The organism is Nonomuraea sp. NPDC002799 (genome assembly GCF_053592075.1).
This window is the reverse complement of sequence record NZ_JBSFVA010000077.1, coordinates 1-14,594: the sequence shown is the minus strand read 5'-3', so window position 1 is coordinate 14,594 and position 14,594 is coordinate 1. Positions and strand designations below refer to the sequence as shown.

Sequence of the window (14,594 nt, the reverse complement as noted above, 5' to 3'; positions counted from 1 at the left end):
GCGTTCTGATGCCGAAGCACCAGCAGTTCCGCCTCCTTGGAGACGCTCCTTCGGAGCAGCAGCGCGGGCAAAGACAGCAAGCGCCGGGCGACGGCTTACACCATAGACAGGATCACGAATCATGATCTCAGGCGACCCGGACCGGTCACTCGGTGCCGCTGAGCCCTTCCCGCTCACCGGACGAAGGGCTCTGCGCTGGAGGTGATTCGAGTTATTGAGCCTCACAGGCCGCTCAGCGCCCTCGCCTCTTCCGGCCCACCGAACAGGGGACTCTGCGCTGGTAGTGATTCGAGTTATTGAGCCCCACACGCAACCACCGCCTTCCCGGTAAGAGTTGGGCCGACCTGCCGGCCCGTTTGCACATCCCAGATCCGTACGGTGGAGCCTGCGCTGATCAGGAGCCTGCCGTCCGGGCTGAAGCTGAGGGATGCAATGACCTCCTCGTACGGGAGCGAAGCGGTGATCTTGATGGTATTTGAGATCTTCTTCCGCGATTTGACCGAGAAGAGCTTGAATTCGTCTTCATCCGTGGCGGCGGCCAAGATCTTGCCGTTGGGGCTGACCACGGCCAGATCGCACAGGTCCACCGACAGGGGCATGAACGGCCGGCCGGACTTCCTTCGTGTCTTGATGTTCCAGACGGTCAGGTCGTTGTCGGTTGCGAGAAGTTTTCCGGCCTGGTCGAGGAAGGTGACCGGGCCAGAGGCGTTATTGGGGAACGAGGCGCCTATCTGGCGCTGGGTGGTGAGATTCCAGAGCCGGGTTTCATCTTCGTGAGAGGTCGCCAACGCCTGGCCGTCCGGGCTGAAGCTCAGCGAGCCGATGGCGTCGAGCGGCCGGCCGAAGGTCTTGCCGATCTGCTTGTGTGACCGCACGTCCCACAACCTGACCTGGTCAAAAGTACGGACGTCTACATCTTGACGTCCGTCGTCGATCGCGGCCAGGAGCCGCCCGTCGGGGCTGAAGGCCATCTTACCGCCGGCTCTCAGCGCCCCGCTGGGCTGGATGGGGGGCCCTGATCGTTGACGTGAAGCGAGATCCCAGAAGTCGATGCCGTCGTCGCCTCCCAGGGCAACGGTCTTCCCATCCGGACTGAGCGCCAACCCGAAACCGTAGTTCTCAATCGGCAGCCTAACTGTCCGGGGAAACCAGGTCTGCGTCGCGGGAGGCCCGGATTCGCTGGTGGCTCTCATCAGCCATACTGCCGCGCCGGCCACAGGCTTCACCGGGACGGTGCGCACCGCCTGCGGCCACACCTCGGAGACGGGACCGGCCGCCGCCTCGCTTGTGGACTCCGCCTGAGGCTTGATGGAGTTCACGAGCCCAGGTATACGGAGAAGGTGGTCAACCTTGAGTCACCCGTCCGAGGGCTCGGCGGCGCATTGCCCGTGCCGGCGTGGGAGGGGCTCATCAGGGCTGGCGCGGCTCGGTCCTACGCCGTTGGAGACGTCCTGGTACGGCAGGGTGAGACGGGCGCGTTCGTACTGTGCCTCACCGCAGGCAAGATCAAGGTCACCCGCAGCGAGCCGGATGGATCCGAGGTGCTCCTGGCCGTACGCGGGCCCGGGGAGGTGGTCGGCGTGATCGCGGCCATCGACGGCGGCCGGCGCTCGGCCACGGTGACAGCCCTGCAACCTTGCGTCGCCTACGCACTTCCCGCCGCCCGATTTCGCGCGATCCTGGACGGCCACCGGCTCACCGACCAGCTCGTCCGCCACGTCGTCGAACGTCTCAGGGAAGGCGAGGACTTCCGCAGCGAGCTGGCGCAGCTCTCCGCCCAGCGCCGCGTTGCGGCGATGCTGCTCCGCTTCGCGGCGTGCGACACTTCACCGAGACAGGTGATCGAGATCAGCCAGAGCGAGCTAGCAGGCGCTGCTGGGATGTCCCGCGCGGCGGTCGCGGCCGAGCTGTCGGCGCTGCGCAGGGCGGGCCTGGTCGTCACCGGCCGCCGCCGCCTCGAAATCCTGGACCTCGCTGGCCTCCGGCAGATCCTCCTGGAAGGCTGACGGGAAATCTGCGCTCTGTGTCCAGTTCTGGACAGTTCGCTCGCCCGACCTCCACGACCATGAGCAGCAGGAGCAGCACATAAGGAGAGCGAGGAGAGAGACATGCAAGGAGCCATCCCGACCCGGCTGTTGCCGCCCTACCGGGCGCTGCTGGCCGTGGACATCGTCAAGTTCAGCGCCGCCAAAGGGGTGTTCTTGGGAGACCTGCACGAGCTGGTGCCCGAGGTCCTGGAACGTGCCATGAACCTGTCCGGCCTTCAGGAGGTATGGGACGCGCGTCGCTTCCCCGACAGCGCAGGAGACGACTACATCTTCGGCACCGATCCGGCGTGGTTGCCGCTGCTCGTCAGCCCACTGCTGGCCAACCTGCAGACCGTGCTCGAAGAGGTGGATCACCGACTGGCCGCGCGCGACCGCGACCTCCGTCTGCGCCTGCGGGCCGCGCTCCACGTCGGCCCGGTCCCGGACTCCGGCGACCCGGTACGCGACCGCATCAGCGAGCCGACCGTCACCACGTTCCGGCTTCTGAACTCGACCCCGATCAACAACGTGCTGAAGCGCTCTCATCCGGACGTCACCCAGACCGCGGCCGTGCTTTCCCAGCGGGTGTTCGACGACATCATCCGGCCCGGGTACACGACGTTGCATCCCAGCGAGCTCACCTCCGCGACGGCCGAGGTGCCCGGCAAGGACTTCGCCGAGCCCGCTTGGCTGTACGTTCCGCGCCCCTCCTGGCAAGCCGGGACCCAGGACCGGCCCGCCGCTCCCACCGTGGAGGTGGAGAAGGCCAATGGCTCGCCGCTGGCGGTCTTCCAAGCCCCCGTCGGCCAGAGCAACACCGCGCACTACATGCAGGTGAGCCAGACGCTTCCCGCCGACTTCTTCGGCCGCGAGTCCAAGGGAGACCGCAGTGAGTGAGACACCGGCAGCAGTGTTTCAGGCTCCCGTCACGACCGCGTACGTCGCGGATCGCATCTACACGAGCAGCTCGATGATCCGGTCCATCGCGCTCGACCAGGAAGAGATCAAACGGCAGCGGGCGATGTTCGTGCCGACAGCCGTCATGGAGGCTCTCACTGAGCGTCTCAAGACGTATGGAGTCGTCGCGCTGGTGGGACCCAAGGGGAGCGGCAGGCGGATCACCGCGATCAACCTGCTGGCCGGGCTCGGCCTCCAGCCGCGCGAAGTCCCCCTTGACGAGGACGACGCGGGGGAACTCCTCGGACCGCCGGATATGGGCTACATCGTCGACGCCGACGACCTGGCCGGCAGTTCCAAGCCGCTGCAGGCGTGCATTGGATCAGCGCGCGAGCGAAGGCTGCCGATCGTCATCCGGGTGACCTCCGATGTCTGGCGGCGCGTCGCCGTCGACGGGGTTCCAGAGCTCCCCATCGCCTCCGCCCCTGCCATCGACATCTTCGGCAAGCATCTGACGGTCTCCCTAGGTGAGACCGAAGCTGGCGGCTGGAGCGCCCACCCGAAAATCAAGGACTGCCTGTCGCCAGCCGGTCCTCGTGACGCTGTACGGCTCGCCAGGCTGGCTGCGGAGGCCATGTCCAAGGCGGGCCACTTCAGCGAGCACCTGGTGGACGAGGTGCTCGGCGCCTATACCAACTGGGAAACCGAGCTGGACCACATCTTCTCCACCGTGCCTGGCGAGACGGAGGACGAGGAAGGCAGGACGCGAGCACTCCGGCTGGCCGCCGCGGTGCTGGAGGGGAGCACGTCGTCGTCGGTCTTCACCGCGGCCAGGACGCTCTCCGAAATCCTCGAGCTCCGCCCGGAGGCCGGACACGGGCTGGTTGGGCCCAGCACGAGAAAGCGCCTGGAATCCATCTCCGCCCGCAACGACGATGGACGTGTCGTGTTCTCACGAACGGCGTTCGGCGCCTCGACCCTCGATTTCGTCTGGAGCCACTGGCCGCAGCTGCACAAGGATCTTCAGGACTGGTTCGGCAAGCTCGCGCAGCAGCTGCCGGAGGACGGACCGCTGATCGCCGAGCGGGTGGCGGACCTCGCCATCCGTCAGCGTCATTTCGCCATGCTGAACACGCTGGCGACCGGATACCTGGACGGGACGGCGACCTTCGGCCTCGGGGTCGCCCTTCTCACGCGGGCGGCGATGAGCGACGAACTCGGCCGCGCCGCTCGCCGTACGCTCTACCAGTGGTCCCGGCAGTCCCCGCCACGGCACCCCGCCGCCGTCGTGGCCACCTGCACCGGCCCGCTGGCCGAAGCGTTCCCTCGCGTGGCGCTGACCCGGCTCAAGCACGTCGCGCTCACCGCCGTCACCGACATCAGGAAGAACCTGGTGGACGGCCTGACAGGCCTGGCGATGAACCTGCAACTCCGCCGAGAGCTCCTCGACGAACTCGTACGCTGGCTCGACCGATCCGAGCCGGAACCGCGACGAATCGTCGCGGCCGAAGCCCTGCTCCAGATCCTGCTGCTGCAGGACCCCGACGGCCGGCTCTTGCTCCTTGAGCACGCCGAACCGGGATGGGAGCCGGCGCTGGCGGTGGCCTGGAGGTCACTGCTGCGAAGCCCCCTCCCCGAGGCGGAGATACGATCGGGCGTCTCCCACTGGCTGGAAGCGGCCGCCCAGGCAAAGGCGCCTCTTTCCACGGTGGTCACCGTGCTCGGGGCGGTTCCCAGTAGCGCGGTCGAGGAGAGCCTTCTGGTCATCGCCGTTTTCAGGTGGGCACGCGAAACTTCGGACGAGGCGGAGGCCCCACGCCAGCACGTCTTCCACCAGGTTATCGACGCCGTCCTCGCGGGGAGCGGAACCTCGACCAGGGAGTCCATCGACCTCGCGCTCCAGATGGAGCAGGAGGCGCGGGCCGATGACTAGGGGCTTCCTGCCACGCCTGCTGGGAGCCAGAGCGAGCCACTCGAACGAGTACATCTACCGCACCCGGCTCCCCAGCGAGCTCGACGGCGCCTGCTTCGACGCGACCATCGAGGTCCACGGTCAGCTCGATCACCAACAGCCCGCTAAGGAGGCCCAGGTCTACCGAAAGTTGGAGAGCCATGCCCGCGTCGTCAGCGGCAAGCTGTCCGTCCTCGACCTGGACAGGGCCGCCGCCGAGATCACCATCGAGCTGAACCGCGAATCGGTCGTCGCCATGCCCGACCTGCACGTCCGGCTCGACCGGGTCCGGGCGCGGGTCAGCGCCGGTGCGAGCGCCGTGGAGACGGCACGATCGCTCCAGGAGGCCGTCCAGAAGACGACGCTCGCCCGGATGGAGTACCGGGAGCAGGCCCGGCGGCTTGGCTTGTTACGAGATCACTTCCTGGCGAGCCCCGCCATGGCTCGCATGTGGTGGGTGGGCGAAGACCCCAGCCGCCTGGCCGATCTCGCCGCCATGTCCACCAGCGGTAAGGCCGACCCCTTCGAAACCGCAGTGAGCCTCCTCGGTGAGGCCGCCGATGCGGGTTCGGCCCGCAACGAGGTCGCCGCGATCATCGAAACCTTCGTCCGCGGGCTGACCCCCGAGGCGGGAAAGTACCTCATCTCGCAACTCGCCCAGGTCTTCACCAACTACGAGCGGCCGGAACTGGCCGAGCGCCTGCTGTCCACCGCCCGACTCAACGGGGCATCATGACCGGCGACCCGCCCGCGCACGCGGCCACGATCCTGGAACATGCCAGGGAAGAACTCAGCCGTGCCGACGTCAAGGCCGGAATCCTCCTGACGGTGAATGGCGTCGGCGTCGGCGCGGTGCTGAACAAGCTCACCGCCGGCGGCGGCCCCGCTCCGGCGAACACGTTCCTCACGATCCTCTGGTGGGGCGCAGTTCTTATGGTCGCTGTGAGCTCAGGCTTCCTGATCGCGGCGATCAAACCCCGAGCCTCCCGCCGACGCGGGCCGTCCGGCGTCCGGATCGCCTATTTCGCCGACGTCCGCGGCCTGTCCGGTCCCGGCGAGCTCTCGACGGTGTTGCGGCGGCGCCAGAACGACTGGCTGGATGCGCTCGCGGATCAGATCTGGCACGTCAGCCGACTGTGTCAGGTCAAGTACGGACACCTCAACAGAGGCCTGTGGCTGATGGTGTCCGGCTGGGCGGTGTTCATGGCCGTGTCCGTCATCGGCCCCGCGATCTCCCGCTGAGCTCCCGAGCTCACCTCCGCCCGCTCGGTCGCGCACGTCCGCGACTTCGCCGACCGGCTCAAACCCCACGCGCGGCTGGCGGCCGTACGGGACTTCAATGACATGCTGCGCGCCGACCTGGAGAACTGACCGGCAGCACGGACGTGACGACTGTCCCGGTCTCGACCAGCACACCTCCCGTCCAGGCCTCGTGCACGCTCCTCGGCCTGGACGGGAGCGGGATGCAGTTGCTGCACCTGCGGGCCAACGCCGTCTATCATTTGCCTGACCGTGACGCGGTGCTGCGGCTGCGTCACGCCCCTGGCAACAACGCGATCGCCCGGCATTTGCACGCCGCTGTGACCGTCACCCGCTGGCTCGCCACGCACGGCTTTCCCATGATCATGCCCTTGCCCGTACACCAGCCGGGCAGCGTGGATTGCTGGTATGCCACCGCCTGGCATTATGTCCCTCACGCTGAAGGCACAACGCCCACGCCGGAAGACCTCGGTTACGTCCCGCGGAGTGGTGTACGGGTGGGAGCATGTGCCCCGCACCGCGACCGTCATCTAATGATGGCGCGGTGGCTGAAGTGCAGGATCCATTCCGGGCGACGCGACGTAATGTCGAATGGGGCGGCCGAGTCGTGCTCGGTGCGTGCTCGCACGCCCTATCATGCGCCGTCAGGACCCGGCACCGCCCGACACGCAAAATGCGTGGAGGGAGCACGAACCACCATTAGACGGCACTGCGCGGCACTAAAAGATCTTGCTTCTAATCCGATTGTTGCAGGTCGAATTTTGCAGGGCGTGCTCTGAGCATGTCTTTGACCTGCGAGAACAGGGGATCGGATGCGTTCTAGAGATTTTTATCTAGCGGCTGCGTGCTCCATGTGTGCTCGGATGCACCAACTCTGCACACGCCCCGATCCAATTCGCAGTCCCCGGACTCTGAGGTAAGGGCGCCGGCCGCGCAGCCGCCGCGAGAAGACGGCCGGTGTAGGGCCGGATGCTTAATCCGACTGTCAGCCTCGCAGGGAGATGAGTTTCCCCGGTTCGGTCTAGTCTTCCTCGCCGTACAACAGGACGGCGGTCTTCTCGGCCGCGGCCGGACTGGGCCTAAAGGGAACGTGGGCGGCGAGTGCGAGTGGGCGCTTCGGCGACGGACTTCACGTGAAAGCTCAGCTTTCGACAGTGATTGAGGGGGTGATTTCTTGGGACCAGTTTGGGACCACACGCTATGCCGCCAGCAGGACAACACGCAGGTCGGCGAACAGCGAGCTGAGTGCGAGAGCGCGTTTGACGTGCGGAAACGCCTACTCCCACGTTCTGGGGGTCAAGGGGTCGCAGGCTCAAATCCTGTCGTCCCGACGGTTGAAAAAGGCCAGACGATCTTGGAGATTACTCCAGGTCTTCTGGCCTTTTACGTTGAGTGACCAACAGTGGTGATGATCTAGGCGGCCCTCAGCTTGGGACCACTTTGGGACCACCTCGCCGACAGGTGAGCGCTCAAGGCGTTACCTGCTGCGTCGAGGAGCTCGGCGTCGGGATGAAGGTAGCGCTGAGTGGTGGTCAGGGAACCATGACCGGCGATCTTGCGCAGCACATGGATCGGGACGCCGGCGTCGGCCATCCAGGTCAGGCCGGTATGGCGTAGGTCGTGGCGACGGAGGTGTTCGCAACCCAGGGCGGCAACGACCTCGTCCCAGTTCGTGGCATCTCTCAGAACGGTTCGGCGTACATCTGCTGGGCGAGCGTGCCGTAGGAGACACCGATGCCGAACCGCCGCTGAACGTCCTCACTGAAGCCGGAGGGGCGAAGGATGTCGTTCACGCCGGAGTTGCCGGGGCGACCCGAGTTGGTCAGCAGGGATCCGATCCGCGCGGAGGGGTCGGTGGCCTTGCGCCGGGCGAGGGTCAGGTCGACGGTGGGTCCGTTCGGCTTGGACCAGTCGATCGGTACGGCCGGCGTGCCGCACTCGACGGTGGGCTCCTCCTCGCACGGCCCCCAGGTGACGCCGTGCTTGCCGGCAGCATCCTCTCCGGTTACCGTCGCGTTGGCCATCCCGCCCGTCGTCGTGGCTAACAGCGTCGCCATCGCCACAAGGGCGGTGGCGAACAGGGAAGTTCTTCTTGGCATATTGCTCCTGCCGTTGATCGACTGGACACAATCCTGCTCACACGGCACACAACCGGTTCTGACCTTGCTGTAGTGACGACCGCGCGGGGACAGGATTAGAGCCCGCCGAAAGGGCGTCGATCCTCCTCGAACCTGGCGCACCTTCCTACGTGTCAACGGCCCGTGGCCGGGCCGTTGACACGCGCCGTCCTTGATCACCAATCTAACCGGCAACAGCTCCGCCGTTGAGCTGAGGCTTGGATCCACGGTTCAGTGTCAGGTGACAGCGAGGTAGGACATCAGCTCGACGCCCTACTCACGGGTAGCGTGCGGAGGGACGTGAGACTGACCGACGGCTGTTCTTCTCATGGATTGGTGGCCGGCCGGTCAGCTCACGCCAGGGTGCAGCGGTCGGCCGGTCACCGTATATCACATGGACGCTGTCCTCCTCGGTGACCGCCGACATGTTGATCGGTTGCGGCATCGAGGAGGCTTCCTTGGCAGGAAGGCACTGACAGCGCCCGTAGGCAATTTTCAGTCTCCTACATCATTCGCAGAGCAGGTCAGGCTCCGGCGTCAGGAAACCACGTGAAGGGAAACCACGTGAAAGGAAACCAGGTGTTGCCGCTGTTCATGTTAGAAGTCCTCCCCATGTCAGATGTCCGCCAACGCAATTCCATTGGTCAGCGGTAGAATTTCCACAGATATATGTATATCATATTAGATTAAAACCATAGAAGATGGTGCGAGTGATCTTGGCCACATGACCCCCCCGAAGATCCACAACCAGGGAGTAAGCCGTCGTGCTGATTCGGCTGCTCGGAACCATCGAGGTGGAGCGTTCGGGCCAGACCCAGCCCGTACGGCCGCCACAGGTCGCGCTCGCACTCGCCGCGCTGGCGTGAGAGGTTCCCCGGGTCGTGTCCGTCGAGACGCTCCTCGCTCGCATCTGGGACGAGGAGGTTCCGCCCGGCGCGCCCTGTACACGATCATCACGCGCATCCGCCGCGACGTACTGGCGGGTGACGGCGCTGTCGTCCACCGGCTCGGTGGTTATCTGCTCGACGTGGACGAGTCCAAGACAGGCATCCCCAAGACCTCAGTGCATCGCTACCTCGCCGAGTTCCCCCAGGAGGCGTGATGCTGACCCCGCCCCCCACTCCTCAGCGTCTGCGATCCCCGTTCGCTGTCGCGGCGGCAGCTGCTGGAGCGTTCCCACCAGCGCGAGCCGCATAGTCTGTCGTTCCACCACGACCGTCGCCGGATCGGCCGGTGTGGCGGTGAACAGGAAGTCGGGTATCGGCTGGAGCCACGGCACCTCCCGAGCTTGTGCGCCGAGCGCCGCATCCAGATCTCTCTGGGGGCTCCGAGATCCGCGGGCAGAGGCCTGCGTCTACGTTTTTTCCAGCGCCTTGAAAGACGCCCGGGCCGCGATCCGGTACAGCCAGGTACGGAGCGACGACCGTCCCTCGAACGCGTCGTAGGCCACGCCAGGCGTCGAGGTAGACGTCTTGCACCACCTCTTCGGCCTCGTCGACCGAGCGAGCCGAGCATGCGGTAGCAGTAGGCGAGCAGCTCACGCCGGAACGGTTTCGCTCAGCCTTCCAAAATCCTTGTCGCCGGCGGCCTTGGCTTCACTCATGATCCGCCGATTCTGTGGTGGCGGGGTGCGCGGCTCGCCCGGTCGAGCCGTATTCGTCGTGTCGCTTCAGCCACGAATATCGCGGCACCTGGGGGCATCCGTCGGGGGAGTCCTCCCAGTCCTCTTGGCGTCCGAGTGCGGTGAAGTCGAGGGAACCCAACGTTGCTCCCATCGGCTCGTGCCCGCGATCGTTGATGAAGTACGTGCGGTAGACGTTGTCGCCGTCACGGATGAATGCGTTGGTGCCGTACCACTCGGCCACGCCGAAGTCGGCGTCGAAGCTGTCGGTGATCGTGTACCAGGGCATGGCCCAGCCCATGAGCGCTTTCATCCGTTCGATGTCGGGTTGCGGTGCGCGTGAGGCCAACGCGAGCGTGGTGTCGCGGGCGTGGAGATGCGCGAGATGGGCGACCTGGTCGGCCATCAGCGAGCAGCCGACGCAGGCGTGGTCGGGCCAGCCGTCCACACCTGGCTCGAAGAAGGCCCGGTAGAGCAGCAGTTGACGACGGCCCTCGAACAGGTCGAGCAGCCGGGCGGCGCCGTTCGGACCGTCGAAGGCGTATTCCTGGTCCACCTTCAGCCACGGCATCCGCCTGCGCTGAGCGGCCAACGCGTCCCGGGCGCGGGTCAGCTCCTGCTCCTTCGCCAACAGGCGCAGGCGGGCGGCCTCCCATTCCGCTGGAGTGACGACCTGGGCCCGGGAGGTGTTGTTCATCGTGATGTCCCTTGCGAGTTCGGATCAGTGGACGGCGATGTCAGCCATGTCGATGGCGACGAAGACGATCCGGTCGTCGCCCATTGGGGCGTAGGCCCGTCGCGTGGCGGGGATGACGATGCCGTCGACGTCGCGGTAGTCGGCGGCGTAAAGCTGCGCCTCGACCGTCCGGCCGACGATGTCGATGGTGAAGTCGTGGCGGCGCAGCAACCCCTCCGGGCCGAAGCAGAACACCTGCGTGCGGGTGTGGCTCTTGATGTGGTCGGGGAAGGTCACTTTCAGCCGACGCCATGTTTCACCGTCGGCCTCAATCGAGGCGATCTCCTCGCAGACGAACCCCGGCCAGGTGAACAGGAACGGCGTATTCAGGTACGTCCACAGTGCTTCCCCGGTGAAGTACACGAGATGCAGGTCGTCCCACGGCGTCTCGAACTGGTGGCCGTCGAACGACCGTTCCGGGTCGTCGCGTGCCTCGACCACCGTGCCGATCGGTCGTTGCAGGACGACCCGGTCGGGTTCGAAGACCGACCGTCGGTCCTGGCCGACGAAGTCCATGGTCAGCCGTTCCCGCGTGGTGTCCACCTCGAAGCGGACCTTCGTCAGCGCGTCGCCTTGTCCCTTGATCTGCCAGAAGGCCCCGGTGATGGCGGCGTCGACAGCGATCGTCTGGATCTGGTTCCACCGGTCCACGCCACCGTGCGCGGCGACGGCGCTCGCGAGTAGATCGTTCATTGCTCATGCTCCTCTGTGGGGATGCCCCGGCCGCCGAAACGGCGGTCGGGGCGAGTCGGGTCAGTCGACGATGATTCCGCCGGTCAGGTTGGCGACGGTGCCGGTCATCGCGGATGCCCGGTCGGAGGCGAGGAACACCGCCGCTTCCGTGAGTTCGGCCAGCGTGGTCGGGCGCTTGCGGTGGCTCATACCACTCGCTAGCGCAGTGAACTGCTCCTTGGTGATCCCCAGCGCGTCGGCGTGCAGCCCGTACACGACATCGATGACCGGTGTCTCCACCATGCCCGTGGTGCGTAGGCAGATCGCGCGAACACCGTGCTGGGCCCATTCGGCCGACAGCGCGCGGTTGAGACCTTCCATCGCCGCCCAGCCGACGCTCATGCCGCCCACCAGGGGCTGCGGTAAACGGGCCGGCTCGGGTGTGTGCATCATGATCACCCCCGACCGCCGGGCGATCATGTGCCGTGCGGCGGACTTCGCGGTGATGAAATGAGCCTGGGCATACGTGGTGATCGGGCGCAGGAAATTCTCGACCGGCAGTTCGGTGAGCGGTATTCCCTGCAATCCCACGGGCGAGATTCCGATCGCGTTGAACGACACGTCGATGCTGCCGGCGTCGGCGACGACCGCGTCCAGGTGCTCGGTCACGGATCTCTCGTCCCCGGCGTCCACCACGGCGGTCTCGACCGCTCCACCCGCGGCGGAGATCTCCTTCGCGACCGTATCGATGACGTCCAGATCTCGCGCGGTCAGGAACACCCTGGCACCTTCGTGAGCGAAACCGCGGGCCACCGCACTACCAACCGCGCCGCCCGCGCCGTAGACGACGACATTCTTGTTTTCCAGCAACATAACTTTCTCTTTCTGGTGGTTCACGCCATCGCGTGAAGTCCGTGGCCGTTGGGCTGGTACACCCGGTGCTCGGTCGGGCTGGTCGATGTGGCTGAGGTGCCCCCCGTGACCGGGTCTCACTTCTGCCGACGCCTGGCAGTAGCCGGGATCGACAGCACGCGGAGAATTTAGAATTTCTGCACGGAGGATTTCGGCGCGGCCCCGGTGTCGATACCGTCCCCGCTCGCGCGTCGAGGTGAGTGGAGGGTCCGAGTGGCGGGCCCGCAATGGGAAGGTTGGAACCGATGGCCGAGTACCTGGTGTTGATCTACGATGACGAGAACGCGGTGGCCGGCGCCGGCCAGCAGGAGTCCGGCCGGCTGCTCGCCGACCACCAGCGGTTCATGGCCGCGCACGAGACGGCGCTGCGCAGCGGTAACGCCCTGCAGTCGACCGCGACGGCCACCTCGATCCGCCCGGACGGCGCAGCCGGGTTCAGCGTCACCGACGCCCCGTTCGCCGAGACCAAAGAGGCCCTCGTGGGCTACTACCTCATCGAGGCCGACGACCTCGATCGGGCCGTGGCCATCGCCAAGCAGGTGCCAACGTTCGCTGGTGGGGTCGAGGTCCGGCCCGTGCGCACCTTCGACTGACCACCCGAGGACACCGCGTGATGACAGTGGACCCGCGGGTGGGCGCCGCGGTCGCTGACGCACACCGCCGCGAGTGGGCCTTTGTGCTCGCCGCGACGGTGCGCGTCACCCGCGATCTGGACCTGGCCGAGGAATGCGTCCAAGACGCCTACGCCAAAGCCCTGGCCACCTGGGCCACCAACGGCGTGCCCCGCAACACCGGGGCCTGGTTGACCAGCACCGCGCGCCGCCGCGCGCTGGACCTGCTGCGCCGCCAGGCCACTGCGGCCCGGAAGTTGCCCCTGCTCGTCGAGACCAACACCGACGAGGGACCCGACCAGGAAGGTGGGGAGCGGCCCGTGTGGGCCGAGATCGGCGATGACAGGCTGCGGCTGGTGTTCACCTGCTGCCACCCCACCCTTTCCCGCGACGCTCAGGTGGCACTGACCCTGCGGCTGCTGTGCGGATTATCCACCGCCGAGGTGGCCCGCGCCTTCCTGGTCAGCGAGTCAACCATGGCCGCCCGAATCACCCGCGCCAAGAAGAAGATCACCCAGGCGCGGATTCCCTACCGGGTGCCCGCGTGGGAGGAGCTGCCCGACCGCGTGGCAGCGGTGTGCGAGGTGGTGCACCTGCTGTTCACCACCGGCCACGCCGCCCACGCCGGTACCGAGTTGATCCGCCGCGATCTCGTCGAGCGCGCCCTCGACCTGGCCCGGATGCTGCGCACCCTGCTACCAGGCAACGCCGATATCACCGGCCTGCTGGCACTGATCCTGCTCACCGACGCCCGCCGAGGCGCCCGTCTCGACGAACACGGACAGCTCGTGCTCCTCGCCGACCAGAATCGTGCCCGCTGGGACCACGACGCGATCACCGAGGGAGTGGCCCTGGTCCACGAGGCCCTACGCAGTCGGCCTCCAGGGCGGTTCGCGTTGATGGCCGCCATCGCCGCGGTCCACGACGAAGCCGAGAGGTGGGACACGACCGACTGGCGCGAGATCGTCGGGCTCTACGACCTGCTTGTGGCCCTGTGGCCCTCACCGGTCGTCGCGCTCAACCGCGCCGTCGCGGTCGGGTTCGCCCACGGTCCCGCCGCCGGCCTCGATGCACTCGACCCACTCACCACCGAGCCCCAGCTCGCCGGTTACGGTTACCTCGCCGCCGCCCGCGCAGAGTTCCTCGCCCGCCTCGGACGCACCCATGACGCCCGCATCGCCTACGAAGAAGCGCTGCTCCTGACCGAGAACACGATCGAGCGCGACTATCTCACCCATCGCCTCGATCAACTCCTAGGGTGAGCTCGGCGGGCCGCGGCGACGGCCCGTTCATGTCCAGGATCCGCCGCCACGACAAGTACTGATCACCCACACCTACATGGCTGACGTGACCGACGAAGCGATGACCGCGACCGCCGCTATGACCGCGACCGCCACTATGACCGCGACCGCCACTATGACCGCCCCCGCGGAGGCGGTGTTCGCGGTGCTCACCGATCCGGGCAGCCAGGCCGCGATCGATGGCACCGGCTGGGCCCGGGAGCCGCGTGACCGCGAGTGGATCAGCGCGAGCGGGCATGCTCATGCAGCCTGGTACTCCAGCCGTAGATCGTGATCTTCAGGTCTGAGCTGGATCTCGTTGCAGGTGAGCGGGATCAGCCCGTCCGGGGCGGAATGGCGGGCACCGCAGCCGGCGACCAGCAACGGTAGTAAGCCAGTTCACCGGTGGTGCGGGTGCGGCGGATCAGCAGTTGGTGGCTGCCGAGCCGGGGTTCGGCCAGGTCGATGACGGCCCAGTCGTAGAAGCGGTGCCCCTTGCCGCCGGCCCCT

15 protein-coding genes and 1 pseudogene are annotated in these 14,594 nt (G+C 66.7%); 8 read left to right on the top strand and 8 right to left on the bottom strand.

The window, feature by feature from the left end:
• Positions 1-293 precede the first annotated feature (293 nt).
• Complete coding sequence (locus ACWD0F_RS50655; RefSeq protein WP_449890121.1) at positions 294-1,319, bottom strand: WD40 repeat domain-containing protein; 1,026 nt, start codon at positions 1,317-1,319, stop codon at positions 294-296.
• A gap of 21 nt (positions 1,320-1,340) precedes the next feature.
• Here ACWD0F_RS50655 and ACWD0F_RS50650 point away from each other — a divergent pair, with 21 nt between their 5' ends.
• The 5 genes from ACWD0F_RS50650 to ACWD0F_RS50630 all read left to right on the top strand — a co-directional run bounded on the left by ACWD0F_RS50650 (position 1,341) and on the right by ACWD0F_RS50630 (position 6,117).
• Complete coding sequence (locus ACWD0F_RS50650; protein ID WP_449890120.1) at positions 1,341-2,006, top strand: Crp/Fnr family transcriptional regulator; 666 nt, start codon at positions 1,341-1,343, stop codon at positions 2,004-2,006.
• Between the two features lie 102 nt (positions 2,007-2,108).
• A complete protein-coding gene (locus ACWD0F_RS50645) occupies positions 2,109-2,924 on the top strand; it encodes a hypothetical protein (RefSeq protein WP_449890118.1) in 816 nt (271 codons plus the stop codon).
• Positions 2,917-4,857 (top strand): hypothetical protein, encoded by a 1,941-nt coding sequence (locus tag ACWD0F_RS50640; protein ID WP_449890116.1) that lies wholly within the window; start codon positions 2,917-2,919, stop codon positions 4,855-4,857. Before ACWD0F_RS50645 ends, ACWD0F_RS50640 begins: the two co-directional genes overlap by 8 nt.
• The gene (locus ACWD0F_RS50635; RefSeq protein ID WP_449890115.1) at positions 4,850-5,611 is read left to right on the top strand and encodes a hypothetical protein; all 762 of its coding nucleotides are present in this window, start codon (positions 4,850-4,852) and stop codon (positions 5,609-5,611) included. The genes ACWD0F_RS50640 and ACWD0F_RS50635 overlap by 8 nt, the downstream gene beginning before the upstream one ends.
• Positions 5,608-6,117 carry a Pycsar system effector family protein gene (locus ACWD0F_RS50630; protein WP_449890113.1) on the top strand — a complete coding sequence of 170 codons (510 nt, stop codon included), beginning with the start codon at positions 5,608-5,610 and terminating at the stop codon, positions 6,115-6,117. Before ACWD0F_RS50635 ends, ACWD0F_RS50630 begins: the two co-directional genes overlap by 4 nt.
• 292 nt (positions 6,118-6,409) lie before the next feature.
• Here ACWD0F_RS50630 and ACWD0F_RS50625 read toward each other — a convergent pair whose 3' ends face one another.
• The 6 genes from ACWD0F_RS50625 to ACWD0F_RS50600 all read right to left on the bottom strand — a co-directional run bounded on the left by ACWD0F_RS50625 (position 6,410) and on the right by ACWD0F_RS50600 (position 12,154).
• Complete coding sequence (locus ACWD0F_RS50625; protein ID WP_449890111.1) at positions 6,410-6,550, bottom strand: hypothetical protein; 141 nt, start codon at positions 6,548-6,550, stop codon at positions 6,410-6,412.
• Between the two features lie 998 nt (positions 6,551-7,548).
• Positions 7,549-7,821, bottom strand: coding sequence for a tyrosine-type recombinase/integrase (locus tag ACWD0F_RS50620; protein ID WP_449890123.1), 273 nt, complete (start codon positions 7,819-7,821; stop codon positions 7,549-7,551).
• On the bottom strand, positions 7,818-8,192 hold the full coding sequence (locus tag ACWD0F_RS50615; protein ID WP_449890109.1) for a hypothetical protein: 375 nt from the start codon (positions 8,190-8,192) through the stop codon (positions 7,818-7,820). The genes ACWD0F_RS50620 and ACWD0F_RS50615 overlap by 4 nt, the downstream gene beginning before the upstream one ends.
• 1,655 nt (positions 8,193-9,847) lie before the next feature.
• Positions 9,848-10,570, bottom strand: coding sequence for a DUF899 domain-containing protein (locus tag ACWD0F_RS50610; RefSeq protein ID WP_449890107.1), 723 nt, complete (start codon positions 10,568-10,570; stop codon positions 9,848-9,850).
• A 24-nt stretch (positions 10,571-10,594) separates the two neighbouring features.
• On the bottom strand, positions 10,595-11,302 hold the full coding sequence (locus ACWD0F_RS50605; RefSeq protein ID WP_449890124.1) for a hypothetical protein: 708 nt from the start codon (positions 11,300-11,302) through the stop codon (positions 10,595-10,597).
• A 60-nt stretch (positions 11,303-11,362) separates the two neighbouring features.
• The gene (locus tag ACWD0F_RS50600; RefSeq protein ID WP_449890105.1) at positions 11,363-12,154 is read right to left on the bottom strand and encodes an SDR family NAD(P)-dependent oxidoreductase; all 792 of its coding nucleotides are present in this window, start codon (positions 12,152-12,154) and stop codon (positions 11,363-11,365) included.
• A gap of 284 nt (positions 12,155-12,438) precedes the next feature.
• On the opposite strand from ACWD0F_RS50600, the gene ACWD0F_RS50595 reads away from it, so the two are divergent.
• The 3 genes from ACWD0F_RS50595 to ACWD0F_RS50585 all read left to right on the top strand — a co-directional run bounded on the left by ACWD0F_RS50595 (position 12,439) and on the right by ACWD0F_RS50585 (position 14,379).
• Entirely contained in the window at positions 12,439-12,786 is a 348-nt protein-coding gene (locus tag ACWD0F_RS50595) for a YciI family protein (RefSeq protein ID WP_449890104.1), read from the top strand.
• Between the two features lie 20 nt (positions 12,787-12,806).
• Positions 12,807-14,066 (top strand): RNA polymerase sigma factor, encoded by a 1,260-nt coding sequence (locus ACWD0F_RS50590; protein WP_449890102.1) that lies wholly within the window; start codon positions 12,807-12,809, stop codon positions 14,064-14,066.
• A 76-nt stretch (positions 14,067-14,142) separates the two neighbouring features.
• Complete coding sequence (locus tag ACWD0F_RS50585; RefSeq protein ID WP_449890100.1) at positions 14,143-14,379, top strand: hypothetical protein; 237 nt, start codon at positions 14,143-14,145, stop codon at positions 14,377-14,379.
• A 64-nt stretch (positions 14,380-14,443) separates the two neighbouring features.
• Here ACWD0F_RS50585 and ACWD0F_RS50580 read toward each other — a convergent pair.
• Positions 14,444-14,594: pseudogene (locus ACWD0F_RS50580) on the bottom strand (IS701 family transposase); the annotation flags it as partial.